At 69.1% G+C, this 25,044-nt stretch carries 23 protein-coding genes and 2 pseudogenes; 7 read left to right on the top strand and 18 right to left on the bottom strand.

The window, feature by feature from the left end; all coding sequences use genetic code 11:
- Nucleotides 1–13 precede the first annotated feature (13 nt).
- The gene (locus tag ACFXJ5_RS28640; RefSeq protein ID WP_384637093.1) at nt 14–853 is read right to left on the bottom strand and encodes an alpha/beta fold hydrolase; all 840 of its coding nucleotides are present in this window, start codon (nt 851–853) and stop codon (nt 14–16) included.
- 272 nt (nt 854–1,125) lie between these two features.
- On the opposite strand from ACFXJ5_RS28640, the gene ACFXJ5_RS28635 reads away from it, so the two are divergent.
- Entirely contained in the window at nt 1,126–2,373 is a 1,248-nt protein-coding gene (locus ACFXJ5_RS28635) for a hypothetical protein (RefSeq protein WP_384637091.1), read from the top strand.
- The gene (locus ACFXJ5_RS28630; protein ID WP_384637088.1) at nt 2,336–2,935 is read left to right on the top strand and encodes an acyltransferase; all 600 of its coding nucleotides are present in this window, start codon (nt 2,336–2,338) and stop codon (nt 2,933–2,935) included. Before ACFXJ5_RS28635 ends, ACFXJ5_RS28630 begins: the two co-directional genes overlap by 38 nt.
- Nucleotides 2,936–3,000: 65 nt before the next feature.
- Here ACFXJ5_RS28630 and ACFXJ5_RS28625 read toward each other — a convergent pair whose 3' ends face one another.
- The 6 genes and pseudogenes from ACFXJ5_RS28625 to ACFXJ5_RS28600 form a co-directional block, all read right to left on the bottom strand.
- Nucleotides 3,001–4,284 carry a nucleotide sugar dehydrogenase gene (locus ACFXJ5_RS28625; RefSeq protein WP_384637085.1) on the bottom strand — a complete coding sequence of 428 codons (1,284 nt, stop codon included), beginning with the start codon at nt 4,282–4,284 and terminating at the stop codon, nt 3,001–3,003.
- Between the two features lie 6 nt (nt 4,285–4,290).
- Complete coding sequence (locus ACFXJ5_RS28620) at nt 4,291–5,871, bottom strand: glycosyltransferase family 2 protein (protein WP_384637082.1); 1,581 nt, start codon at nt 5,869–5,871, stop codon at nt 4,291–4,293.
- Nucleotides 5,868–7,409: a glycosyltransferase family 4 protein gene (locus ACFXJ5_RS28615; protein ID WP_384637079.1), complete on the bottom strand. Its 1,542-nt coding sequence runs from the start codon at nt 7,407–7,409 to the stop codon at nt 5,868–5,870. The genes ACFXJ5_RS28620 and ACFXJ5_RS28615 overlap by 4 nt, the downstream gene beginning before the upstream one ends.
- The gene (locus ACFXJ5_RS28610) at nt 7,399–8,421 is read right to left on the bottom strand and encodes a Gfo/Idh/MocA family oxidoreductase (RefSeq protein WP_384637076.1); all 1,023 of its coding nucleotides are present in this window, start codon (nt 8,419–8,421) and stop codon (nt 7,399–7,401) included. Before ACFXJ5_RS28610 ends, ACFXJ5_RS28615 begins: the two co-directional genes overlap by 11 nt.
- A complete protein-coding gene (locus ACFXJ5_RS28605) occupies nt 8,418–9,530 on the bottom strand; it encodes a DegT/DnrJ/EryC1/StrS family aminotransferase (RefSeq protein ID WP_384637073.1) in 1,113 nt (370 codons plus the stop codon). The genes ACFXJ5_RS28610 and ACFXJ5_RS28605 overlap by 4 nt, the downstream gene beginning before the upstream one ends.
- 334 nt (nt 9,531–9,864) lie before the next feature.
- A pseudogene (locus ACFXJ5_RS28600) lies at nt 9,865–10,253 on the bottom strand (DUF488 domain-containing protein).
- A gap of 79 nt (nt 10,254–10,332) precedes the next feature.
- On the opposite strand from ACFXJ5_RS28600, the gene ACFXJ5_RS28595 reads away from it, so the two are divergent.
- Together ACFXJ5_RS28595 and ACFXJ5_RS28590 are read left to right on the top strand one after the other, a co-directional pair.
- Nucleotides 10,333–10,899: a hypothetical protein gene (locus ACFXJ5_RS28595; protein WP_384637070.1), complete on the top strand. Its 567-nt coding sequence runs from the start codon at nt 10,333–10,335 to the stop codon at nt 10,897–10,899.
- Between the two features lie 380 nt (nt 10,900–11,279).
- On the top strand, nt 11,280–11,411 hold the full coding sequence (locus ACFXJ5_RS28590; protein ID WP_384637067.1) for a hypothetical protein: 132 nt from the start codon (nt 11,280–11,282) through the stop codon (nt 11,409–11,411).
- 24 nt (nt 11,412–11,435) lie between these two features.
- Here ACFXJ5_RS28590 and ACFXJ5_RS28585 read toward each other — a convergent pair whose 3' ends face one another.
- From ACFXJ5_RS28585 to ACFXJ5_RS28565, 5 genes are all read right to left on the bottom strand, one after another.
- A complete protein-coding gene (locus ACFXJ5_RS28585) occupies nt 11,436–12,641 on the bottom strand; it encodes an RNA polymerase sigma factor (protein WP_384637064.1) in 1,206 nt (401 codons plus the stop codon).
- Between the two features lie 59 nt (nt 12,642–12,700).
- Nucleotides 12,701–13,063: a YciI family protein gene (locus ACFXJ5_RS28580; protein ID WP_384637061.1), complete on the bottom strand. Its 363-nt coding sequence runs from the start codon at nt 13,061–13,063 to the stop codon at nt 12,701–12,703.
- A 508-nt stretch (nt 13,064–13,571) separates the two neighbouring features.
- Nucleotides 13,572–15,008 (bottom strand): integrase, encoded by a 1,437-nt coding sequence (locus ACFXJ5_RS28575; protein WP_384637058.1) that lies wholly within the window; start codon nt 15,006–15,008, stop codon nt 13,572–13,574.
- Nucleotides 15,009–15,119: 111 nt separating this feature from the next.
- A complete protein-coding gene (locus ACFXJ5_RS28570) occupies nt 15,120–15,398 on the bottom strand; it encodes a helix-turn-helix transcriptional regulator (RefSeq protein WP_384637055.1) in 279 nt (92 codons plus the stop codon).
- Nucleotides 15,399–15,526: 128 nt separating this feature from the next.
- Nucleotides 15,527–16,171 (bottom strand): helix-turn-helix transcriptional regulator, encoded by a 645-nt coding sequence (locus ACFXJ5_RS28565; RefSeq protein WP_384637052.1) that lies wholly within the window; start codon nt 16,169–16,171, stop codon nt 15,527–15,529.
- A 359-nt stretch (nt 16,172–16,530) separates the two neighbouring features.
- On the opposite strand from ACFXJ5_RS28565, the gene ACFXJ5_RS28560 reads away from it, so the two are divergent.
- Nucleotides 16,531–19,260: an ATP-binding protein gene (locus tag ACFXJ5_RS28560; protein ID WP_384637049.1), complete on the top strand. Its 2,730-nt coding sequence runs from the start codon at nt 16,531–16,533 to the stop codon at nt 19,258–19,260.
- A 60-nt stretch (nt 19,261–19,320) separates the two neighbouring features.
- A pseudogene (locus ACFXJ5_RS28555) lies at nt 19,321–19,687 on the top strand (6-pyruvoyl trahydropterin synthase family protein).
- Between the two features lie 208 nt (nt 19,688–19,895).
- On the opposite strand, the gene ACFXJ5_RS28550 reads toward ACFXJ5_RS28555, so the two are convergent.
- From ACFXJ5_RS28550 to ACFXJ5_RS28535, 4 genes are read right to left on the bottom strand one after another with little or no spacing between them, the layout of a single operon-like run.
- A complete protein-coding gene (locus tag ACFXJ5_RS28550; RefSeq protein WP_384637046.1) occupies nt 19,896–20,738 on the bottom strand; it encodes an aminoglycoside phosphotransferase in 843 nt (280 codons plus the stop codon).
- Complete coding sequence (locus ACFXJ5_RS28545) at nt 20,731–21,495, bottom strand: aldo/keto reductase (RefSeq protein WP_384637043.1); 765 nt, start codon at nt 21,493–21,495, stop codon at nt 20,731–20,733. Before ACFXJ5_RS28545 ends, ACFXJ5_RS28550 begins: the two co-directional genes overlap by 8 nt.
- Complete coding sequence (locus ACFXJ5_RS28540) at nt 21,492–22,706, bottom strand: JmjC domain-containing protein (RefSeq protein ID WP_384637040.1); 1,215 nt, start codon at nt 22,704–22,706, stop codon at nt 21,492–21,494. The genes ACFXJ5_RS28545 and ACFXJ5_RS28540 overlap by 4 nt, the downstream gene beginning before the upstream one ends.
- Nucleotides 22,707–22,715: 9 nt before the next feature.
- On the bottom strand, nt 22,716–22,949 hold the full coding sequence (locus tag ACFXJ5_RS28535) for a hypothetical protein (RefSeq protein ID WP_384637038.1): 234 nt from the start codon (nt 22,947–22,949) through the stop codon (nt 22,716–22,718).
- Between the two features lie 44 nt (nt 22,950–22,993).
- On the opposite strand from ACFXJ5_RS28535, the gene ACFXJ5_RS28530 reads away from it, so the two are divergent.
- On the top strand, nt 22,994–23,791 hold the full coding sequence (locus ACFXJ5_RS28530) for an HD domain-containing protein (RefSeq protein WP_384637035.1): 798 nt from the start codon (nt 22,994–22,996) through the stop codon (nt 23,789–23,791).
- 7 nt (nt 23,792–23,798) lie between these two features.
- Here ACFXJ5_RS28530 and ACFXJ5_RS28525 read toward each other — a convergent pair whose 3' ends face one another.
- Nucleotides 23,799–24,266 (bottom strand): NUDIX hydrolase, encoded by a 468-nt coding sequence (locus ACFXJ5_RS28525; RefSeq protein ID WP_384637032.1) that lies wholly within the window; start codon nt 24,264–24,266, stop codon nt 23,799–23,801.
- Nucleotides 24,253–25,023 (bottom strand): helix-turn-helix domain-containing protein, encoded by a 771-nt coding sequence (locus ACFXJ5_RS28520; protein ID WP_384637029.1) that lies wholly within the window; start codon nt 25,021–25,023, stop codon nt 24,253–24,255. The genes ACFXJ5_RS28525 and ACFXJ5_RS28520 overlap by 14 nt, the downstream gene beginning before the upstream one ends.
- Nucleotides 25,024–25,044: the final 21 nt, after the last annotated feature.

Raw genomic sequence — 25,044 nt, 5'->3', positions numbered from 1 at the left:
GGCGTCGGCCCGGTCACCGGAGGAACGTCGTGACGGTGCGCCTGAAGCGGCCGGGGTCGTCGAGCCACGGGAAGTGCCCGGCGCCCGGCTGAACGGCCAGTTCGGCCTTGGGATACAGCTCCGCGATGCCGGCCGCGACGCGGGGGAGCGGGCCACTGTCCCTCTCACCCGCGAGGACCAGCACCCGTGCGTCCAGCGCGGCGATCGCGGCCAGGGCCGAGGCGGGATCGAAGGCGCCGGAGGACGCGTAGACATCCGCGGCCTCGAAGTTGCTCTGCTCGACCTCCGCCGCGGCATGCGCCCGCGCCGCCGCGTCCCAACGCCCGTAGAAGAACGGTGCGACGGCATCCCAGTCGTCATCCGTCGCCGACCCGGCCCACACCGCTTCGTACGCCTCGTACGCGGCTTCGAACCACGGCTCGCCCGCGCGCAGGGCCGCCGCCTCCCTGCGGTGCTCCTCGGTGAAGTCGACCCCAAGGGCCCGAGCCCGGGCCGTGATCAGTGTCAGGCTGCGGATCCGCTCCGGGTGCCGGGCCGCGTACAGAATGGCGAGATCGCCCGCCGCCGAGTGCGCGAGAAGGTCCACCCGCTCCAACCCGAGGTGATCACGGAAGGCCTCGACATCGTCGACCTGCCGGTCACACCGATACGTCGCCGGGTCCGCGGGAACACCCGAGTCACCGGTACCCCGCAGGTCGAGCATCACCAGCCGCCGCTCCCCCGACAGCCCACCGAGATCCCCGAGGTAGGCCGAGGCCCGCATGGGGCCGCCCGGCAGGCAGAGCAGCGGCTCTCCCTCACCGACGACGTGGTAGGCGAGTTCAGTCCCGTCGGGAGCGGTGAAAGCAGGCATGGCGCCATCCTCGCGACCACGTCACGATCACAGCAAGCGGTTTGCGCTCCTGTCGGGCCCTGTCGGCCCCCGCCGGCCCGCGATGACGCGTTCCCCCGCGCGGTCGACGTGACGGTCGACCTGTCCGGCAGCCACCTCGCCCCAAGCCCGGGCCGAGGTCTGCGACCTGCGGGTCAGCGCCGTACGCGGCCTGCCGGATTCGGTGCTAGCCTGACCGGCTCGTGACATCCCCACAGCGGATACCCCGGCCGCGGACGCCCTCCGCCAGGCGTGTGTTTCGTGCCGCGCTCCTGCTCCTGGCGCCCGCGGTCTTCGTTCTGCTTCAGCTCACCGCGGCATCACAGTGGACGTTCTTCCCCGACTCGTACCGGTACGCGCGTGCCGCGGAGCAGTACCTGGGCGAGTCCCGCACGCAGGCGCACCGCACGGCCCTGGCCGCGTTCTGCGCCAGCCGGGCCGACCAGGCGGCGGCCGCGAGCCGGCTCGACCCGCTGGGGGAGTCCCCGGGGGTCGTCAAGGGCGAGGACGAGAAGCGATGCCTGGCGCGGTGGGCCGACGCCGTGGACATCACCACGGGCGACCCGCGCTATCAGGCGATCTTCTCCAGCCGGCCGGGATATCCGCTGGTGGCGGCGCCCTTCGTCGGAGCGTTCGGCGTGCTGCGCGGGATGCGGCTGCTGGGGCTGCTGACGGCGGCCGGGGGATCGCTGATGGTGGCCGGGCTGCTGCGGGGCGCCGGTCTGTCGTGGCGCGGGGCGGTGGGCGGCCAGGTTGCCTTTCTGGCGTCGCCACTGGGCTGGTGGAGCATGCAGGCACTGGGCGAGGGACTGTTCACCCTGTGCTCGTTCGGGGCGTTGTGGGGGGCCGTGCTGCTGTTCCGGCGCCGCCCGGCGGCCGGCGGGTCGGTGATGGCGGCCTCGCTCGCGCTGGGCGCGGTCACCAGATATTCCTCGATCCTGGTGCTCGCCGCCCTGCTGGCGGCGGTCGCGGTCGCGGCGGCGGCCTTCTCCCGGCGGCTCAGGCACTCCGGCACCGCACTGCTCGCCGCGATGTGCGGGACGGCCACGCTGGCGACCGCCGCGGCGATGCGGCTGCTGGGCCTGCCGTCGTCGGAGATCACTCTGCAGGACACCTTCACCCGGCACTTCCGGCATCCCGACGTGCCGGATCCCTGGGGGCGGCTGTTCGCTCTCGCCGGCCGGTTCTGGACGCATTGGTTCGCGGAACAGGCAGCCATGCCGTACTTCCTTCTCCTCACCGCTCTCGCCGCCTGGGCCCTGGTGACGTACGGTGCCGGGCTCGGCTGGCCGGTGCTGGCGGCGGCGGTCACAGGGGCCGTGCTGGTCACCGGTCACCCTCTGGCGCAGGAGGCCGGCCGCCTTGGTGTGCTGATGTGGACACCAGTGGTGCTGGGCCTGCCGCTGCTGCTGGAACCACGGGCCGTATCCTCACGGGTCGGAGTCGCAGTCGGGAGGTTCACAGGTGAGCTACAGGATTCAGCCCACAGCACAGGTGGATGAGAGCGCCGAGATCGGCGACGGCACCACCGTGTGGGAACTCGCGCAGATTCGCGAGAAGGCCAGTCTCGGCGCGGGCTGCGTCATCGGGCGGGGCGCCTATGTCGGTACGGGCGTACGGCTCGGCGACAACGTCAAACTGCAGAACTACGCGCTGGTCTACGAGCCCGCCGAGCTGGGCGACGGGGTCTTCGTCGGCCCGGCGGCCGTCCTGACCAACGACCAGTACCCGCGTTCCGTCGACCCCGACGGCAGGCAGAAGCGTGGCGGCGACTGGGAGGCCGTCGGCGTCAAGGTCGCCGAGGGCGCGTCGCTGGGCGCCCGCTCGGTGTGCGTGGCTCCGGTACGGATCGGCCGCTGGGCGCTGGTGGCCGCGGGTGCGGTCGTCACCAAGGACGTGCCGGACTTCGCCCTGGTCGTGGGGGTGCCCGCGCGCCGCGTCGGCTGGGTCGGCCGGGCCGGCGTACGGCTGGTGGAACGCGACGGCGAGCCGGGCGGATGGGAGTGCCCGCAGACCGGCTCGGTCTACCAGGAGCGGGACGGCGTGCTCGTCGAACACCCGTAACGCGTGACGCGAGGGCCCCCACCGGCAGCCGGTGGGGGCCCTCGCGTCACGGAGACCGTGCGCCGTCAGCCGCCGATGACGACGTGCCGCACGCCGGGCCAGCGGGCCGGGTCCGTGGTGCGGCGCCCGTCTACGAGGACGCGGACGTCGGGGAGGTCGGCGGCGCCGAGCTCCCGGTACTCGGCATGATCGGCCTGGAGGACGGCCGCGGTCACGGTCTCGCCCGCGTGCGGGGTGAGCCCGTGGGCGGCCAGCTCCTCGGCGCTGTACATCGGGTCGGAGACGTAGGGCACCGCGCCCCGGGCCTTGAGCGCCTCGACGGTCGGGAAGACGCCGGAGAAGGCGGTCTCCTTCACGCCACCGCGGTAAGCAGCGCCCAGGACAAGGACGTTGACGCCGGTGAGGTCACCGTAGGCCGCGGCCAGCAGGTCGACGGCGTACGACGGCATCGCGGCGTTCGCCTCGCGGGCGGAGCGGACGACGGTGGCCTCGGGGTCGTTCCACAGGTACATCCGCGGATAGATCGGGATGCAGTGGCCGCCGACGGCGATGCCGGGCTGGTGGATGTGGCTGTAGGGCTGGGTGTTGCAGGCCTCGATGACCTTCCTGACGTCGATACCGGCCTTGTCGGCGAAGCGCGCGAACTGGTTCGCCAGGCCGATGTTGACGTCGCGGTACGTGGTCTCGGCGAGCTTGGCCAGTTCCGAGGCCTCCGCAGATCCCAGGTCCCAGACGCCGTTGGGCTCGGTGAGGTCCGGGCGCTCATCGAAGTCCAGTACGGCCTGGTAGAACGCGACACCGTGCTCGGCTGACGCCTCGTCGATGCCGCCCACGAGCTTGGGGTAGCGGCGCAGGTCGGCGAAGACCCGGCCGGTCAGTACCCGTTCGGGACTGAAGACCAGGTGGAAGTCCTGCCCGGCGGTGAGGCCGGAACCCTCCTCCAGCATCGGGGCCCAGCGGCCGCGGGTGGTGCCGACGGGGAGCGTGGTCTCGTAGCTGACCAGGGTGCCCGGGCGAAGGCCGGCCGCGATGGCCTTGGTCGCGGAGTCCATCCAGCCGAAGTCCGGTACGCCTTCGGCGTCCACGAACAGCGGCACGACGACCACGACCGCCTCGGACTCGGCGACCGCGGCCGCCGTGTCGGTGGTCGCGGTCAGCAGCCCGGCCTCGACGGCGGCCTTGAGGCGTACGTCGAGGTCGTGCTCGCCGGGGAAGGGTTCGGTCCCGGCATTGACCAGCTCGACGACCTTCTCGTTGACGTCGGCGCCGATCACCCGGTGGCCCTTGGCGGCGAACTGCACGGCGAGCGGCAGTCCGATCTTGCCGAGGGCGACGACACAGATGTTCATAGGTGGTTACTTCTTCCTCAGTCGGCGCAGGCGCCGCGTGATGACCCGCAAGGGCTTGATGGGGGCCACGGCGACCACCAGTCGGCCGTCCTCGCCGGTGATGACGGAGATCCGGTAGGGGCGGCGCTCGTGCCACAGCCGCTTCTGCGGTACGGACCCGAGGGCGGCCACCGGGATCTCGTACGGCGTCCGGGCGATGCTGACAGCGAGGCTCGGCTGCCACTTCGCGGCCTTGCCGCCCGCCGCCGCCACCAGTTCACGCACCGGGATGCTTGCTTTGACCTGCGTGGCCACCAACGCCTTGTCGGCCAGGCCCCACACGACCGGGACCCGCACGGCGGCTGGTCCGGCCAGCTCGCACCGGGGCTGGGCCGGTCCCGCGCCGAACGGGCCGAGGAGCTTCATCCGGGCGGTGACGGCGAGGACCGGGCGGCCCTCGCGGTCCTTCTGCCAGGACACCGACGTGGTCTTGGTGCCCGCCTTCAGCCGGCCGATCACGCCTTCCTTGATGACCTCGTACCAGTGCATCGGCAGCACCGCGTTCAGGTCGCGGAAGCCCGGATACCGGGCGAAGGCCCGCTCCTCCTCCAGGACGAACGGCGGTGCGCCCTTCTTGGCCTCTTCGCGGATCAGCGCGCACAGTTCCTCGGTCCTGCCGTGCTGCGCGAGCCCGAGGCGGACCCGCTTCTTGACGCCCATGTTGTCCCGGATGGGATCGGTGAGATACGCCTTCGCGAGCCGGCCGATCCCCGCGACGAGCGTGTCCTGGACCTTCCGGTCGAGGTCCGGGAAGTCGTCCAGGAGCAGCTTCGACAGCTCCCAGCCGAAGTGCCGCTTGAGCACCGCGTCGCGGTCGGGGCCGGCCGGGATGAGGTCCGCGGTGAAATTCATGATCTCCGCGGTACACCGCAGCCGGGCCTCGTGGTCGGCCCGGTAGGTGATGTTACTGGCGTCACCGCGGCGCACCGCGTAGTAGCACGTGTAGTCGGCCAGCACCGAGATCCGGGCGGCGCGCACGCATGCCTCGATGGTGAACGGCTGGTCGCTGCCGACCGGCAGGTCCTCGGGGAAGCGCAGCTTGTGCAGCTCGACCAGCTCACGCCGGAAGAGCTTGGTGTTGGCCACGGTCCACGGCAGCGCCGAGTTGCTGAAGGTGACATCGTGCCGGGTCGTCTTGTACAGGGCCTGGTGGACGTATCGCCCGCCGACGCCCTCCATCTTCCCGACCACGACGTCCGAGCCGTGCTCGTCGGCCGCGGTGACCATCCGCTCCAGCGCTTCCCGGCCCAGGTAGTCGTCGGAGCCGATGAAGTAGACGTAGCGGCCGGTGGCCATGTCCAGGGCCCGGTTGCTGGGGGCGGCCGGGCCGCCGGAGTTGGGCTGGTGGATCACCTTGACGGTGTCCGGGTGGAGCTGGGCGAAGCGGTCGAGTTCCTTGCCGCTGCCGTCGGTGGAGCCGTCGTCGACGGCGACGACCTCCAGCCTGTCCAGGCCGATGCTCTGCTCGACCAGCGAGGTCAGGCAATCGGTCAGGTACGGCATCGTGTTGTATACGGCGACGATGACGCTGACGTCGGGAGTGGTCATCTCGTAACCCCCGCCAGCCGGGTGTAGACCGCGTCGAGGATCTCGGCCTGGCGCTCCCACGTCCATCCCTCCAGCAGCCCTGGGGCGTCGTATGCCGCTCGGTAGCGTTCCGGGTCCGCGAGCACGGCCTTGACGGCTCGGCTGTAGTCGGCCAGGTCGTCCGCCGCGAAGACCTCGCCCTGTCCGGTCTCGGACGTCATCTCGGACATCGTCCGCACGTCGCTGACCACGAGCGGCAGCCGCGCGTGCGAGTACTCGAAGAACTTCGTGATCAGCGCGATCTCGTGGTTCGGCCAGTGGTGGATCGGGATGACTCCGGCGTCGGCCTCCGCCAGAAACGGCACGACCTGGTAGTGCGGCACGTACGGCACCATGTGCACCCGGTCGGCGACGCCCAGCTCCTCGGCGCGCGCGAGCAGTTCCTGGGGATACGCCGCCGTCGGCTTGAGGACGACGAAGGCGACGTGGACGCCTTCGAGCCCGGGCAGGGCCTCGACCATGATGCCGAGGCCGCGCTGCGGGGCGGCGGATCCGCTGTATACGACCAGCGGGTCGTCCGGGCCGAGGCCGCACAGCTCGCGCAGGTTCGGCACCGGCTCGTCGACGCCGTCCTGAGGCAGCTCCGCTCCGGGGGCGTTGAGGACGGTCGTCGGGCGGTCGGCCAGGCCGTGCCGCTCCACGAGCAGGTCGCCGAGCGACTCGGAAACGGTCAGCACGGCGTCGGCGTGCGGCGCGTACTCGCGCTCATGGGCGCACTGGGCGACGTGCCAGCGCGGATGGGGGCTCCACGGCTTGATGCCCGGCAGGAACTCGTGCGCGTCCCAGACCAGCGGGACGCGCCGGCCGGCTGCCCGCGACCGCAGCCTGGCCCTGGCGCCCACGCCCAGCATGCGGAAGTCGTTGGCGTGGATCAGGTCGGGCTTCAGGGCGTCCACGACTTTGCCGTATGCCAGTTCGTAGTCCCACAGGTGCGGGTCGAGCCTGCGCCAGGCACGGTCGCCCATGGTCCGCTGCCAGAAGGCGGTGGTGAACCGGTCGAGCCGGGAGTCCATCCGCTTGCGCGTGCCGTCGAGGGCGCGGGTGTGCCGCCAGCGGAGGGTCACCCAGCGGCCCACGAGGTTGGACATCATGCGGGGCAGCAGCAGCCGGACGGCCGCGATCGCCGAGCCCCGCTCCTTGGCGAGCACGCCACGGATGCGCAGGTCGGACCGCCAGGCCTTGATCCGCTGCTTGCGGTAGTCGGCGAGCCGGCCGGGCGGGTAGGCCAGCGGCCGCCGCAGGGGCGCCCGGCGGAACTCGTGGCGGCGCTTGCTCAGTGGCCCCGGTACGGGGATGAGCAGCACCTCCGCGTCCCCGAGCTGCCAGCCGCGCCGCTTCCGGTCGGGCGACTTGCCCAGCAGGACCACGTCCCAGCCTGCCGCGGCCGCCGAACGGGCCTGCTTCTGCACGCGCGAGTCGCCGTTCACGCCGTTGTCGACGAGCATGACAACCCGTCCACGGGTGCCCGGCCGGCGCTCGATGAGGGGGTCAGACGCCATGGAGCACGGTCTCCGTCCACTCGACAGGTACGGTCGCGCCGGTCCCGGCGGACTCCAGGACGGCCGCGGAGACCTCCACGGTCCGCAGTCCCTGGCGGAGGGTCACGATGTCGGTCTGCTCGCCCCGCACCGCGTCGCGGAAGCGCTCGTGCTCGACGAGCAGCGGCTCGCGCTTGGAGATGGCGAAGCGGACCATGTCGCCCTCGGCGACCCCTCGGAAGGCGCGCAGGGCCTCCCACTCGGTGGTGACGGCACCGTTGGCGAAGAACGTGAGGTCGGCGGTGAGCGTGTCGGCGACGAAGCAGCCGTGCTCGCCGGTGACGGAGGTGAAGCGCTCCTTGAGCGGGCTGAGCCAGTTGACGAGGTGGTTGACCATCGTGCCGTCGGTCAGCTGACCGACGACGGCGACCATGTCCTCGTGCGGGCGGCCGCTCTTGGAGACCGTGCGGGCCGCCACCGAGAGGTACTCCTGGCCGGTGACCCACGCGGTGAGGTCGATGTCGTGGGTGGCCAGGTCCTTCACGACACCGACGTCGGCTATCCGGTGCGGGAAGGGACCCTGCCGGCGGGTGACGACCTGGAAGACCTCGCCCAGCTCGCCCGCCTCGAGGCGGGAGCGCAGGCTTTGCAGGGCCGGGTTGAAGCGCTCGATGTGGCCCACGGCGGCGACCAGACCGCGGGACTCGAAGGCGTGCACCAGACGCCGGGCGGCCTCGACGGTGTGGGCCAGCGGCTTCTCGATCAGGGCACAGACTCCGGCCCCGGCGAGGGCCAGACCGACCTCCTCGTGCAGCGCGGTCGGGCAGGCCACGACCGCGTAGTCCACGCCCATGTCCAGGAGTTCGTCGACGGTGGGGACGACCGGGGCGCCCTGGGCGGCGCCGTCGCGGTCGCCCATCGGGTCGACGACACCGACCAGTTCGACCTGGTCCAGGCCGGCCAGGACGCGGGCGTGGTTACGGCCCATCGCCCCCAGGCCGATGAGGCCGGCGCGCAGCTTCGGGGCGCTCACAGGGCACCTCCGGCTGCGTTGACGGCGGCCACGATGCGGTCGAGGTGTGCCTGCGACAGCGACGGGTGCACCGGCAGCGACAGCACCTCGGCCGCCGCCCGCTCGGTCTGCGGGAGGTCCCAGGTGCGGCCGTGCTTCTGGTCGGGTTCCCAGTACGGCTTGAGGCGGTGGATCGGTGTCGGGTAGTAGACGCCGCTGCCGACGCCACGTTCGGTGAGCGCCGCCTGCAGAGCGTCGCGGTCGCCGGAGGCCCGGACCGTGTACTGGTGGTAGACGTGCCGGGCGCCCGCGCCGACCGGCGGGACGACCACGCCGGTCAGGTGCTCGTCCAGGAACGCGGCGTTGGCGCGGCGCTGATCGGTCCACCCGGCCAGCTGCTTCAGCTGCTCACGCCCGATGGCGGCGGCGACGTCGGTCATCCGCATGTTGGCGCCCACGATCTCGTTCGCGTACCGCTGCTCCATACCCTGGTTACGCAACAGCCGCAGGGTGCGGGCCACTTCGGGGTCGGCGGTGGTGACCATGCCGCCTTCGAGGGCGTGCATGTTCTTGGTCGGGTAGAAGCTGAAGCAGCCCGCCGAGCCGAAGGCGCCCACCGGCAACCCGTTCAGCGCGGCGCCGTGTGCCTGAGCCGCGTCCTCGACGACCGCCAGGCCGTGCCGGTCGGCGATCGGCATGATCTGGTCCATCCGGGCCGGGTGGCCGTACAGGTGGACCGGCATGATCGCCGCCGTACGCGGGGTGATCGCGGCCTCGACGGCCGCCGGGTCGATGCAGAAGCTGTCCGGCTGGATGTCGGCGAAGACCGGCTCCGCCCCCACCAGGCGCACCGCGTTCGCCGAGGCGGCGAACGAGAAGGACGGTACGACCACCTCGTCGCCGTACCCGATGCCCAGCGCCAGCAGGGTCAGCTGCAGCGCGGACGTACCGGAATTCACGGCCACGCAGCTCCGGCCGGCCACCAGCTCCGAGAACTCCTCCTCGAAGGCGGCCACTTCGGGCCCCTGCACAACCCGGCCGCTGCGCAGCACACGCACAGCGGCCTCGATCTCTGACTCGCCGATCACCGGCCGCGCGGCCGGTATCAGCTCCTCGTCCGTGCTTGGCATGGACGTCCTCCCCTTCGACACCACGAGCTCTCAACCAAGAAAGAGGGCTGGGGTGGGTGCGGACGTCTTACGAGGTCAGCGCTTCCCCCCGGCACAAATGCCGTGCCTTCCGCAGCGCGAACACGACGTTCCGGACCCACCCCTGGGAGGCGTGCGCAGCGCTGCGGGAGCACGTTATCAGCAGTTTCACAGAAGTTTCCGAGGTTGTTACTAGGAAGAAACACTAGGAGCGCAAAAGCGGACAATTCCCAAAGCGGGCTGCCCTTCCCTTGGTGCGAAGAACATCCCCCTTTGGTGTTGGGCGTGTTCCGCTTACCTCGGCATTGCCTCGGCGTTACCAGTCACCGGCGTCACGACCCTGTTGCCGCCGCACATGGTCGACAAGGACCGGGACATGACTGTGCTCGGGGTCCTTCACGGCGGTTACCAGGGTGACGGTCGAGGTACGGATCAGGTCGAGCAGGTGACCGACCGCTGCCGCATGGTCGGGCTCGGCCAGTTCTGCCCGGTAGCGGGCCCGGAAGGTGGCGAAGTCCACCTGCTCGGCGTGGTAGGCGGCACGCAGGCCCCCGAGGGCGTGACCTCCCTGAGCCATTCGTCCACGGCCGCCCGCTCCTTGGACAGCCCGCGCGGCCACAGCCGGTCCACCAGCACGCGCAGCCCGTCAGCCGGATCGGGCGGATCATAGACACGGCGCACGCGGAACTCCCGGTCGGACTGCATCCTGCGCCTCCTCGATCGCCCTGATACCCGCGCGTGGGCGGCGGGCGAGCAACTCGGCCGAATGGCGGCCCATGGCACCATGTGGCGAATCCAACGGGCGTACGGCGCACGCCTCGACGTACAGCCCGGCCACGTCGACGGCGCGGGCGGCCTCAAACCCCTCGGCGATTTCTACCTCGTCCAGTCGATGCTCGCCGGAATCCCCGCCCTCTACATTGCCGCATGGTGGTGGATCATCCCGTTCGTCGAGGGCCTCGACATGTACCGCACTCCGTACCTCGGCCTGCTCGTCCTCGCCATCACCATCGAGATACTGGTGTTCGTCGTGCCGATGGCTGGCATCCACCGGGCCATGCGGGCCCGCAAAGTAGAGCTGAGCCACGACGCGGACCGACTGACCGTGCAACTCGCTGATCTGCGACGCCAGTTGCTGGTGGCGACGGCGGCCGACGACCGTGACGCCCTCAAGGGCCGCATCAAGCACCTGGAAACCGAGTTCTGGCTCATCGAACGGGCCCCTACTTGGCCCCTGACTCGCACCCTGCGCCGCCGCTTCGGCCTGCATAACCTGGCACTCGGGCTGCCGTTCATCGGGTACGTCGTCCAGGTCACGGAGTTGTGGCAGAAGTTGCGGGGGCAGGGGTGAGGATGGGGGTGCCCCTATGTCCTTCGTCAAGCCCGACGAGAGGATGGGCGTCATGACAGATGGCGACCAGGAGCGGGACAAGACGGGGCGCGCTGCGGTGCACCGTGCCGCGGCGCACGGTGACGTTGCCGCGCTGCGCGAGCTGTTGGCGGGCGGGGAGGATTCCTCGGCCGCAACGTGCGCGATCGGCCGACCTGCGTCGATGCGCAGGCAGAGCCGCAATCGCCCCTCCGGAGTCAGTGGTGCGTTGCGGTGCCCGGCCATCGGCCCCCGCCGCCTGGTCGTGCCATGTGTCCCTCGCAATGCAGTGATCCAGATTGTCTACGGGGGCTTCCCTGGTGCAGCGCAGCTTTGCCCGCACCAGGGTCTACACACGTCAGATGCTCCGATCTGAGCGCCGGATGACGGCTGGTCGCCGGAGTCCTGGTTGCTGGGTCGCCCTGCGTACGAAGAAGGACGACGTCGAGGTGGCCGACCTCACGAAGCCGGATCCCGAGGCAGCCTCGGACTAAGACTGATGGCCGAGAGCGTGGTACCTATGCCTGGTGCGGACCGGCGAGGCGTTCGGCCAGGAACGCGCGCTCGGCGTCGTTCCCGGTCAACTCCAGCGCCTGGCGGTAGGCGGTCGCAGCCTCCTGCGAGCGGCCCAGCCGATGCAGCAGGTCCGCCTTGACCGCCGGTAGGTACTGGTATCGCGCGAGTCGGCCGTCCTTCTCCAACTTCGCAACCTCTTCCAGCGCCTGCGCCGGCCCGGAGACCATCGACACCGCCACTGTGCGGTTCAACGCCACCACCGGCGAGGGCCACGCCGACAGCAGCTCGTCGTACAGGGTCACGATCTGCGGCCAGTCCGTCCGGTCGTAGGACGGCGCCTGGGCGTAGAGCGAGGCGATCGCCGCCTGCAGCACATAGCGGCCCGGTCGCCCGCCGCGCAGCCCGTTCACGATCAGGTCGTGCGCCTCAGCCATCGCCGGGCGGTCCCAGAGCGATCGGTCCTGGTCCTCCAGTCGTAGCAGCCGACCGTCGGAGTCGACCCGGGTGGCGCGCCGGGCGTCGGTGACCAGCAGCAGGGCGAGCAGCCCCCGCACCTCCCGCTCGTCGGGCATCAGCTCCCGCAGCATCCGAGCCAGCTTCAGCGACTGGTCCACCAGGTCGGTGCGCACCAGCGATACGCCGGACGGCGCGGTGTGTCCGGTAGTGAACAGCAGATGGATCACGCCGAGTACAGCGCGCAGTCGATCCGGCAGCTCAGCCGCTCCCGGCAGTCGGAAGGGGATCCGTGCAGCCGAGATCTTCTTCTTCGCCCGCGTCATCCGGGCGGCCATGGTGGGCTCCGACACCAGAAGCGCACGGGCGATATCGGCGGTCGTCACCCCACACACGAGTCGCAGTGTCAGTGCCAGCTGCGCCTCCTGCGCCAACGCCGGATGACAGCACATGAAGATCAGCCGCAGCAGCTCGTCCGGTATCACGGCCTCGGACTCGACGACGGCCGGTTCGTCGACAGCCACCTTGTCCTCTGTCTCCTCGGACTCGACCAGCAGCGGGAGTTTCGAGCGGAATGTCTGCTCGCGCCGCGCCACATCCATCGCGCGGCGCTTGGCCGTGGTGGTGAGCCAGGCTGCCGGATTGTTCGGGATCCCGTCGCGGGCCCAGCTCGTCAGGGCCGCGGCATACGCCTCTTGCACACACTCCTCGGCCAGGTCCAGATCGCGAGCGACACGCACCGTCGCGGCGAGCACCAGGGCCCACCCGCGACGGTGCGCGTCCGCGACCGCCGTCTCGACGTCTGCCGACGGCGTCATGCCGCGGCGGGCCGATCAGCGATGAAGCCTCCTTCGATGGGCCGCACCTCGACACCGCCGCCCTGCTGGGTAGCGGGATTGGCCCGAGCGATCTTCAAAGCGGCGTCCAGGTCGGACGCCTCGATGATGGCGATACCGGCGATGACTTCCTTGGCATCGACGAACGGTCCGTCCGTCACCACGTCGCCGCGGATCGAGGTCGCTGTGTCGGCGGCAGACTGCAGCGCGAATGCCGCGACCAGGGCCCCGGACGTCACCATGTCCTCGAAGTTCCGGTCGTGGGCCTCACGCGCCCCAGGAACGGCCTCGGCCTCATCGGCGTGGGCCTTTCCGTAGATGAGGATCGCGTACTGAGCCATGGTGGCTGTCCTTCCACGTGGTTGTGGTTGCCTTACACCCCTACGTCGAACGGCCAGCCCGGATTCGACAGCCCTCCTCGAAACCTCTTCGGCCGATACCCCGCAACGTGACGATCACCCAAGCAGACGCGGCGGACCGGGGAGGGCCCGGCCCCTCCCCGCCAGTCGCCGGTCTTGTCGACCGGACCGGCACGGAGGGAGGTCCCCTTGTCGAGCGAGGGCGTGCACTCGTCGACCACACCGCCGCTGGGTGCACCGTCCAACCCGACCACGGACAGGCGGCTGCACCGCGTGCGCGGCGCCCTCTGTCCTCGGTCGCCACACCCTGCGTGGGCTCGGTATCAGGCCGATGTGCAGCGGCCGGTTCCGTCAACGGAACGACGGCCACTGACACGGGCAGACTTCTACAGCTCTGTCCGGGGGAGTTTCCGGGGACTTTCCGCCGTGCAAGCAGGGAAGGCCCTGACAGCTCCGAAAGACTCGAAGGAGCAGGTCAGGGCCGTTCCCGTCAGCACTCGATGACGTTGACCGCGAGGCCGCCGCGGGCGGTCTCCTTGTATTTGACCTTCATGTCACCCGTGGACTTGATCATGCCCGTGAGCTGCGGTTTTATGGTCAGTTTCTTGGTCCAAGGTACGGCCAGGGACTTCTCAGGGACTTTTTGCGGTTGATCGGGCGCGAACCACGTGTCCATGGCGCTGAGGCCTTGTTGGCCTGCCTGCGGCATGAAGTGAGCGTAGTGGTCGAGTGTGATGTTCGGCGAGGAGTGGCCGAGCCACTCCGACAGGCTGACGATGGACTCGCCGGCCTCAAGCTGCACGCTGGCGTACGTGTGGGGCAGGACGTGGAACATGTCCTGGCGGGAGAGCTCGAACACGGGGACGGTGCGGACACGCTCGCCGTGGCGCTGCACCTTCTCGCCGACGACCTTGATCACGCCTGCCGTGACAAGGGCGCGTTTCCAGCTGAGCTTGTTCCAGGTGATGTAGTAGATGCGGTTGCTCTGCGACGTGCTGAGGACCAGCGGGACGGTGATCGGCTTCCGCTGACGTGCTTCAAGGCCGGTCGTCGGCGGCTCGGGGTTGCGCCACGGGAGCGTGCAGGCGACCGGAGGGAAGCGCCGGAAGTGCTGGCGCACGCGTAGAGCGAGGTTGGGGGAGAGGGGGACGTCCCGGGTCTTGCCGCCCTTGGGCAGGCAGAAGTACGGCCGACCCTTGATGTCCCACCGCAGTTGCCGCCGGACGTGAACGACTCCGGCCGCGAAGTCGAAGTCGTCCTCGCCGAGACCGAATGCTTCGCCCTGTCGCAGGCCGAGACCGACGCCGAGGTCGACCGTGATGCGATACCGCTCCTGCAAGCCAGCCCGGACCGCGTCGACCGTAGACCGCTCCCACGCCTTGGCCTTCTTCTTCGTGCGCCTGGGCGGCTTCACCGTGCGATGCGCCTTGCAGGGGTTTTTGAGCAACCGGTCGTCATCGACGGCGGCCCCCAGGATCGTGGAGAGGTGGATCCAGATCACCTCGGCCGTCGATTCCTCCACTCGGGTGAGCAGTTGGGCCTTCCACGCCCTCAGCACCGCAGCGTCGATGTCCCGGAGGGGCAGTGTGCCCAGCAGCGGGATGATGTGGTTCCAGATGCGGCTGCGCATGGGTGCCGCGGTGGACGGCTCGTCGGTCCGGGCCGGCCACCAGTGTTCTTCAATGTAGTCAGCGAGGGCGATGGTGCCGTCGCGCGGGTCGACGAACTCGCCGCGCGTGGTATCGGTCTTGGCCGTCGCGAGCCACCGCTTCGCGTCCTCGCTGGTGTCGAAGGAGCGGTCGCGTACGCCGGGAATGCCCTTCACCCGGTAGCGCGCGCACTTCCCCCACAGCGTGGTCCGTTCGCGCTTTCCGGTCTCCTTGTTCGGCCTCTTCTTGAGCCACCGGTCCTCTATGTACCCCGCCAATTGAATGCCCTCCGGGAGGCTTGGTGCGTGTGCGACGGGCAGGCTGATCTGCGTGCCCTGTGTGGTCCCGGAGGGGTCTCAACTGGCCCGCGTGAAACGCCTTGCGGTTGTTCACCGGCGGCGCGGGGCGGGTGCCGCACGGCGCTGCGGCTTGTGGTTGAGGGGGTTGAGAGAGGGGGTGGATCGTGAATCGGCCTTCTCCTGCTCGGCGATCCACTCATTGAGTGCAGAGATCCTGTACATGACGCGGCGACCCATGCGGAAGCTCGGCGGCCCCTGGCGGCGGTGGCGCCAGACGTAGAGGGTGTTGGCGGAGATCCCGAGGTAATCGGCGGCCTTGGGCAGGCTGAGGAAGGCCGTTTCGTACGAGGGCAGGTTCTTGTTGTGCATCTCCGGCCTCCCCGGATCGGTGACAGTGCGAGTGTCAGGATCCAGAGGAATCATGGTTTGGTGCGGCCGGACCGGCGTGGTAGCGAGGTGCGTGCTCGAAAGGGGTGAACCCGTTGTCGTGGTGCGCCTCAGCCCGGATCCGTCGCCCCGGGCTCTTCGGCTGACGACAACTCGGTGGGGAGACCCGGTGGGGTGAGTCCACGTTGGCGCATGCTGGTTCGAAGGGCGATCAGTTCCCGGCGGTCCTCGACGGCGAGCTGCTCGTATCCGGCCGCCGTTTCGAGCAGGGAATCGTCGCGGCCGGCGTCGAGAGAGGCATTCGCCTTCCGACGGCGCTCCTTGGCGAGGCGCATGGATACCAGCGCGGTGGCCACCGCGTCTCCATGCGCCCGGAAGGTGTCCAGGATTTCCCGGGGTGACCCTGGCGGCGAAGGGGCATCCTGAGGCGTCTCGCCGGTGAACCAGGCTGCCGCCTCCCAGGCGGACACTTCCTGGCCCGGCAGGACCACTACCGTCGGGGTGTGCCCGAGAGGGTAGAGCAGGCTGATCGGCGGGACGCCGAGGACCTTGGCAAGCACCAGGAACTCGGCGAGGTCGACGGAGGCCCGGCGGCCCGTTTCGAGATTGGTGATCGTGGTGCGCGCCACTGCCACGCCGAGAGCCTCACACGCGTCGGCTACATCCTGCACCGTCAGGTCTTGTTCCTTGCGAAAACGGCGCAGCTGCTCCGCGACGAGTGCGGTGAGCTGGGCTGACCATTGCTGATTGTTCATGGATGCAATTTACGATCACTAAATGTGCTCTGGCAACAACTTTCTCCGTCGGAGAACGATCCAATCGCTCGAAGCGCCCTCGGTTCGGCCTTCTGCCGGGGTAAGCGTTCCTGAGGAAGACCGAGCCCCGTCCTTCCGGCTGACTCGCGGGTGCAATTCGCGTTGCCCGGACGCCGCCCCACCGGGTGCCGGGCCGGCATCAGGGCGGCTCAGGGCGCAACGACAGTCGTGGGCCGGAGCGGGTGGTCGGGGTCTCGCGGGGACAGGCCCTACCGGCCAACCGGATTCGGTCACGACGGCTTGCTGTCCTGGTAATTGGCGCTGCGTCAAATATGCTGTGGCGAAGTGATGTTGATGCGATGGGTGATGTCCGCGGTGGGCGAGGGGGCAAGGTGACACCGGTCTTCGTCGACCGCACGGAGAGCTTGGACATACTGAACACCGTGGCGTATGCCCTGGGGGAGGGGCGTAGCGGCGTTGCTGTCATCGAAGGCGACTCGGGCATGGGTAAGACTTACCTGCTCAAGGAATTCGTCGCGAGGATGGAGCAGGAGCAGACGCCGCCGTGTCGCGTGGTGCTCGTGCGCTGTACGCCCGGGATCGGCACCGGCCGGTCGTACGGACCGGTTTTTGACGCTCTCGATGAGCTTGACCGGCGGCAGCCCCGTGGTGCGGTCAGGCGACGATGGCGCCGGCGTGCGGCACGTGGCGCCATGGCGGCTATGCCTGATCTGCTGTCCGCGGTGGTCCCGGGGTCCGGAGCGATGTTCACGGCCGTGCGGGGATTCACGGAGGCGGCGATGGCCACCGGCTCCATCCCCGGCGACAGCCTCCACCATGTTCCGAGCGTCATGGCCAGACAGCTGATCGAGGTCCTGCTGGAGCAGGCCCGTGGTAAACAGCCTCTCCTGCTGATCATCGACGACATCCAGCTCTGCGACGTGGAGAGCCTGGAGCTGCTGCACCTGTTGCTGCCCCGCCTCGCGGGCGAGCCGCTCGGCCTCGTCCTGGGTCTCGGTTCGTACGCGTCAGCCGTGGGCAACGGTGGCGCTGTCCGGGATCTGCTGGCCGCCTGGCAGACAGCGGACCCGCTGCTGGTGGACAGGCACGTTCTGCCGCCGCTTCCCGAGTGGGCCGTGCGCGAGCTGGTCGACGCGAGGTTGCGCGGTCATGACATCCCGGATGATTTCGCGACGCGGCTCGCCGACGCGACCGCGGGGCGCCCGATCTTCGTCGAGCAGTGTCTGCGCCTGTGGCGGCCCGGCCTCGGCGACCGTGTTCCGCTCCCCGACGACCTGCCCCTGGCGGTCAAGGACCGCTTCCAGCGGCTCGACGACCGGTCCCGCGAACTGCTGCGCGTCGGTGCCACCATGGGCGAGTTCTTCTTCTCGCACACCATCGCCGATGTGACAGGACTGCCCCAGAGCCAGGTCCAGGACCAGCTGCACCGCATCCAGCACGAGCACGGTCTGGTACGTGAACGCCGGCGCGCGGACATTCCCGCCTGGGCGGCCCGGCTGCACACCGACTGGTACGACTTCGAGCACCGCATCCTGCAGAACGGAATCAGGCTCGACCAGTCGGAGGGAGCCAGGCTCCAGCGGCACGCCCGCATTGCCGAAGCGCTCCGACGGCTGCCCGGCGCCGCCTCCGACGTGCTCCCGAAGGAACTGCGGGTCCTGATCGCCGACCAGCTGCGTGAGGCCGGACCAGCCTGTGCGGCGCTGAGCTCTGCCGCCTACTACGAACTGGCCCGCTCCGTGGCCGTGAACGAATTCTCCTTCGCCCAGGCCGAACAGCACTGCCACACGGCGATCGAGTCCGCCCGGCTCCTTCCTGTCGGAGACTCGGAACGCGACCGCCACCTGGTAGAGGCGGTCGAACTGCTGCTCAGTCTCACCGAGGTGCGCTGGAAAGGCAGCCGGACCGAGGAGGAGACCCCGGGAATCGACACCCTCGCCGCCGAGGCGGAGGAGGCCGCCCACCGACTTGGGGACCCCCTGCTCATCGCCCGTACCACCCTCCTGCGAGGCAAGACCCTGATGGCGGTCCAGGGTCTTGAGCCCTCCCTCGCCAAGCTGGAGGAGGCGGTACAACGCGCCCGCGAATGCGGACAGGACGGCAGGCCCGCCCTCTTCATCGCCATGGTCGAGTACGGCCGGCAACTGCCCAAACGCGACCTTCACGCCGGCCTGCGGGTCCTGATGGAGGCCGAACAGCTCTACGCCTCCGACCCCCGGCTCGGCGAAACGGGAAACCCGGTCCTCCAGCATGCCCGCAACCTCAACGAGATGCAGATCGGCGCCAACCTCTTCGACGCCGGCCGCCTGGGCGAAGCCCGGCACCGACTGCTGCGCTGCGCCGAACGTCTCGCCGGTGAGACGTTCCAGGCCGAGAAGCCGATAGCCCTCAACTACCTTGCCCAACTGCACCTTGCGATGGGCGAGGACCAGGAAGCGCAAGCCGCGCTTCGCCAAGCGCTGGAGTTCGAGGAGGAACGCGGCGGAGACAGCGGCTGGCATGCGTACAACAGCGCGCTCCTCGCCCTGCTCCTCGCCCGTGACCCGGCACGCGCCGATGAGGCCGTTCACCGTATCGAGGAGGCATGGCAGGAGACCGCGCGCACCTGGCTCGCCAACCTCGTGCCCATCGTCCGCAACCTGTACGTCGAGGTACTGCTGGAGACCGGCCGCGACGAGCGGCTGGCACACCAGCTGGCCGGAGACACGCTGATGGACACCCAGGACTCCGGCATGGTGCGCAGCCAGATCGCCGGCTACTACCTGCGCAGCCGCATCCGGCTCCACGACGGCGAAACCGCCCCCGCGGTACGCGACGCACGCGAAGCGCTGCGTCTACTCGCCGAGCACGGTGACATGCCCGCCCTGCGTACCGAGGAAGTCCTGTACTACGCAGCCCGCGCCCTGAACGCGGCCGGTAGCAACGCCGAAGCCCGCCACCTGATCGAGCGGGCCCGTACCGAGGTACGACGCAAAGCGGACAGCATCGACGACGAGGCACAGCGATCACGCTTCCTGAACGCAGTGCCCCTTAACCGTGCTCTGTTCGAGGAGGGTTCCACGACGTGACCGGTTACAGTGCGGCATCGCTACGAGTCCCAGACGGGGGAGCAGGAGACGGGAGCTGGCATGTTCACCATCACCAAGGAATTCCACTTCTCCGCCAGCCATGTGCTCGACACGCTTCCGTCCTGGCACCCCTGCGCCCGCATACACGGCCACAACTACATCGTGGTGCTTGAACTGTCCGCGGAGGACGACGCCCGCACGGAGAGCGGGTTTGTACGGGACTACCGGGACCTTGATGAGTTCAAGAAATGGATGGATGCGACCGTCGACCACCGCCACTTGAACGAGGCGATGGGGGGGGGGCGTGCCCCCTTCGGCTGAGAATCTCGCGAAGTGGATCTTCGAACTCTGGTGTCACGAGTTGCCCGAGCTGAGCGCGGTGAAAGTATCGGAGACGCCGAAGACATGGGCGATCTACCGGCCATGACGGCGAATTGCCATGCGCGCCGGTACGACACGGTGACCTGTTGGCAGGGCTGGGTCATGACGTGCGTAGCCGCACCTGTGCCCCCGCGCACGGACTGCGGGAAGCCCTCGACCGCCTTGCAGCCGAACACGGCATCCCGCCCTTGAACGACACCGGATACCGAGGCGCCCCGGAAAGCTTCCGCTGCTTTGTCCTCGACTCGGCCGCGTCACAGGCTGGAGGAGCGATTGTGCGTCAGTTGGGCAAGGAGCACGTCGGCGACCGCCGCCATCTCTTCGGTCAACGGTGCTTGCACTCCGGTCCGTTTGAACGCTCGCGCGGTGTTCGCGCACAGCAACAGGCGTGACAGGCGGCCGGACCGCGTGTTCAGAACCTCGTCGAAGAGGTTGAGCACATGCTCAGCAAGGGCGGGGACAGCCAGTGACGCGTTCCAGAGGCAGGCGGCGTCCCAGCCGAGGGGGCCCAGGCCCCAGCTTTCCCAGTCCAGGATGGCGAGGCGCGGGCCGGAGAGGTTCGCGTAACCCAGGTCGCCGTGGGCGCAGGACCAGTCCGTGATGGTCGTTTCGACGTTCCCCCCGTAGATCTCGTGGATGCGGGAGGTGAGGTGCGTCTGGCTCATGCACACTCGATCGGTGGTGTGCCCGGCCAGGTTGGTCAGCGCGGAGTGCAGGTCGGTCCACCACCGATCAGGTAGGAGGGGGTCGGTGGCAAGGTCGGCGGTCGATGAGAGTGCGCCGTCCTCGATGAGGGTCATGTCGTCGGCGCGCCAGACCACCCCTCGGGATGTGTCCGACCAGACGGTAGCCGCGGACCATTCGGGGCGGGGCACGCCTTCGATGCTCGCGGCTGCTTCGAATCCGGTCCACGCCTGGGTGTTGATCTTCCTGGTCCGTCGCCAGGCCAGGCGTACCCAAGTGCCGGTGTCGGTGGGGAATCCGGCCGTGCCGTTGTACTTGCTGTAGTGGCCGTCCTGCCGTTTGAGCCGGAGATCCAGTCGGCGCTCGACGGTGTCCAGCACGTCGTCTAGGGGGACGGTGGACAGATCATCCATGGGAGGCAGCACTGCCGTTCCTTTCGCCCGTTTCTCGCTCGCCTACGGTAGCCGTCCGACGCAGCAGTACGCGGTAGTGCGTCATCGTCTTGGCGTTGGTCTCCAAGCGGGCGCCGGAAGCCAGTTCGGCCAGGTGGCCGGGGCTGGAGGTTCCGACAGCGAGCCGGGACACCGTGGGGAGGGCGAACGCTGCGGCGATACCTGCCTGGACGGCTGTGGCCTGCTGCCCCGGAGCGACGAAAAGTGCGGTGTCGACGGTCGTCCACAGGGGGTCGGCGGTGTTCCCGGCGAACGGTGCCATGCCCCAGCGCTGGAGTGGGTTGACGCGCTCGGTGAACTCTTCGGCGGCGTCCAGTACGGCCCCGGGAACGGTCAGACCGGTGCGGATCATCACCACGTCGGGGCGCGGGATATCTCTGGTGGCATGGCGCAAGGGGCGGGGATCCCACGTGGTGATGCCCCAGGCCCGGCACAGCCCCTGATCCCGCATCTGCGACAGAGCGGCGCAGGCGGGTGCGAGGTCACCGGGCGAACGCTCCGGGTTGTGGAGCAGGACGGTGTCCGGGATGCGCCCGAGGTCCTCGGCCGACTGCTCGACCGCCTCTCGGAGCCGTTGCGGGTCCAGGTCGTGGCCGTCGGGGAAGTAACCGACCTTCGTGGAAAGGTCGAAGTCGGGGAGCAGGTCCGGCGCGATGCGGGCCAGGGTGCGGTGCGAGGTGAAGCCGTTGTAGTTGAAGGCGGTGTCCAGCGCTGTCACACCGAGTTCGAGGGCGCCTTCGAGAAGGTCACGGGAGTGACCAGACCGGTATAGCCCGAGGACGACTCGTCGGTCAGTGGTGCGCACAGGCCCTCCTTGATCAAAAACTCAGCGAGTGTCGTCAGTTCCGGGCCGTCGTCGTGGAGGTGGACCGGGTGTCCGGAAAGGAGGGCTCGCAGCCATGGCTCGGCGCGGCGTTGGAAGGTGAGCCGCTTGGCGGCTGCGGTCACCTGGACGGTGTCGGCTGCCGAAGTGATCACCGGCTCGAACTCGGTGACGGCTGCCACCTGCTCCAGCGGACCGAACGCCGAAACATAAGGCATGTGACGGGCAGCCGGCGTGTTCGCTCGCAGGTCCGCCAGGTAGCGGTCCGGGTCGTACTCGCGGGCCAGGGAGGTGAGCCGGTCGATGAGCCGATCGGTCTGACCGCTGACCTCGGCGCTCTCCAGGTCGGTGCGGAAGTCCTGGTCCGCGCGAGCCGCGTCGGACAGGGAGTTGACCCAGGAGACGCCGGTGCGCTTGGTGAGTCCGAAAGTGACGTGCAGGGAGTGCCCGTCGCTTCCGGAGCCGATCCGGGTCGCGGTGTGCCAGAAGCCCCGGGGTATGTGCATCACGTCGCCGGCGACCATTTTCCCGGCCCAGAGGATCTCCTCCGACGGTGTCAGGTTGCGCTCCGCGTCCCGGTACATCGGTGCCGTCCGCGATGGACCCCTCACCTCCCAGGACTTCTCGCCGGAGAGCTGCACTGCGATCACGTCGTGGTCGTCCCAGTGCAGGTGGAAACCGTCGGTGTCGCCGACCGTCAGGTATGCGTTGGCCGAGGCCAGTTCGCCCGACCACCAGCCCAGCGCGCGGCAGGCTGTTTCCAGGGTCGGGTCGAAGGTGTCCACGCTGTCCAGAACCATGGTCCCGCCGCCGCTGAGGATCCGCCCGAGCGCGGCCATGTCCGCCTGGCTCACACCCTGCCGCCGCCGGTTGACGACGGTGGACAGGTAGCTCGACGGATGCAGTTCGCTCCCGCCGGCGTAGCAACGCAACTGCGGGTTGGACAGATGCCGCCGTTGCACGGTCGCCAGCAGCCGGGCCGGGTTCATCAGCCGCGAGGCCAGGTCCGGGTCCGCCAGTTGCCCGCGGGCGAACGCCGAGCCCACGGCGCCCGGCCCGTCCCAGCCGAGCGCCTTCTCCATACCCGAGACGAGCCGGTGCTCCATGGTGTTCTCCTAGTTCTTCGGAAGGTTCAGGTCGCGGTTCTCACCGTCGTCGCCCGCGCTGTTCTGCGAGCTGGTGGTGTCGGACCGCTCCGATTCGTAGCGGTCGTGAGCGGTGGTCAGCTGCTCGACCGCGACCAGCAGGCCGCCGTCGTCCTCGGTCGAGGCGTTGGTGTTCTTGGCAGGGTCGTCCGCGAGCAGGTGCTCACTCGCTTCGGCGACGAGAAGGCCCGGGGTGTTGCCCACTTGGCGCTCCTTCGGGGCTGGCTCCTTCAACGAGGAGCGATCGGATGGGGGCGGTGATTCCGTCCGCCACCGAGGCACGGATGTTCGCCTTGCCCGTGCTGTTCCAGGGACGTCGTAGTGCGTCGCCGGCGGACAGGGTGAGCGTGCCGCGAAACCTGGGGACGCCAGAACCGCGTCCGAGGACGTTCCTCAGACGTCCTCGGACGTTTCTGCCACGTGAGACCGGGGCGTGGAGAACGGACCGGATCGTGTCGGGAACGGGAGGTACCCTCGCCGTTATGGCTGTGGTCGGGTGGGCTTATGAACTCGCGGAGTCCCTACTTGCGGACCCGCTACCGCGCCGGTGGGCGCACTCGCGTGGGGTGGCGGTTCGCGCTGAAGCGTTGGCCCCGGTCGTCGGAGACGAGATAGAGACTCTCTGGGCTGCCGCTGTCCTGCACGACATCGGTTATGCCCCGGCCGTGGTGGAGACAGGCTTCCATCCCCTGGACGGCGCCCGCCACTTGCGGACGTTGCCTGCGGTGGATCAGCGCATCGTGCGGCTGGTGGCCAACCACTCCTTCGCGCTGCTGGAAGCCGAGGAGCGGGGACTACGGGAGACCCTGGAGGCAGAGTTTCCGCTGCCGGACGATGATCTGCTGGTGGACGCCCTGGTGTACTGCGACATGACCACCACTCCGGACGGGGCCGCGACGACGTCGTACGCCCGGGTGGAGGAGATCCTCGGGGGTTACGGGACTGACAGCGTGGTCGGGCGGTTCATCCGCAGGGCCGCACCCGCCATCCACGGGAGTGTGGACCGGGTGCAGGCGCGGGCGGCCGAGGTAGGACTGACTTTGTAGGTTTCGGTCAGCCCAGGTAGGGATAGTTCCCTGAGAGGTAGTGGCCGATCTGCTCGCGCATGCTGGCGTGGATGTCGAGGCCGTCCAGTTCCTCGGGGCGGACCCAACGCACCCCGTCGGCCTCGTCGTTCACTGTCGGAGCACCGCCGATCGGGCGGCCGATGTAGGCGGCTTCGTACTGCTGCCGGATCTCGCCGTCGGTGTACTCGATGATGTGGGCCGGGTTGGAATACACCCCGAGAAAACCGGTGACCTCGGCGATGATGCCGGTCTCCTCCTGGCACTCGCGGACGGCGCACTGCGCCGGGGTTTCCCCCATGTCCTGGGCTCCCCCCGGCAATGCCCATTGCCCGGTATCGCGCCGCCGCTGGAGCAGGATTGCTCCCTCGTCGTTGACGACGAGGAGGTTGCTGGCCGGGATCAAGGTGTTCGCCTTGGGGGCCTTCGGGTCGTGGTAATACTCAGTCCTGCCCACGTGGGTGGTGCTCCTGACGGTCGGGCGCCCAGAGGTGCGCGGTGTTCCATACGGCATCGAAGCTGTCGGCGTAGCGGTCGAACCAGTCGGTGCCGGCCATGCGCTTGAGCTGGAGGAGGGGGTTGGCGCTGGCGGGCTGGCCCCAGATGTGCGGGTTGACCAGCACCTGGTCGTCGTAGCGGAAGAGGGAGTTGTACAACGTCGCGTCGTGCAGCCGTACTTCGCAGCCGGGGGCGCCGACGAGGCTGCGGTAGTACGTCAGCGATGCCCGGATCTTCGCGGACAAAGTGTCGCCGATCCCCTCCTCGCGGCCCCGGACGGCCACTGCATCTCCGTGCGGATCGCCAAAGCACAGTCGAACCTTGACGCCGGCCTGCGCGCGTTCCTGGAGCATGCGGGCGATGTGCGGGTTGGTCTGGGCGAAAAAGGTCCCGGAGAAGACGAGGACATCGATCTGCTTCATGGAACCGAGCAGGAGGGATATCCAGGTGTCCCGGGGGACGCTGGCCCGGTTCGGGTAGACCTCGATGATCTCCGACCGCAGCGCTTCGAGGTGTACCGGTCGTTGGCGGTCGTTCGGCCAGAGGTACACCTCGTCGACCTGCAGCTGCTTGGCAGCGACAAAGCGGTGGCGGCGGTGTGGCACGCGTCCGGAGAGCCAGCGGTCGACGGTTTTCGGGTCGACGGAGCAGAGCTCTGCGAGCTCTTCAATGGTGATCCCCCGCTGGACGAGTGCGGAGCGCAATCGTTCATTCACTCGGACTATCCAACCGGACCT

This window comes from Streptomyces sp. NPDC059373 (genome assembly GCF_042751495.1).
GTDB lineage: Bacteria > Actinomycetota > Actinomycetes > Streptomycetales > Streptomycetaceae > Actinacidiphila.
This window is presented reverse-complemented; position numbering and strand designations above follow the sequence as displayed.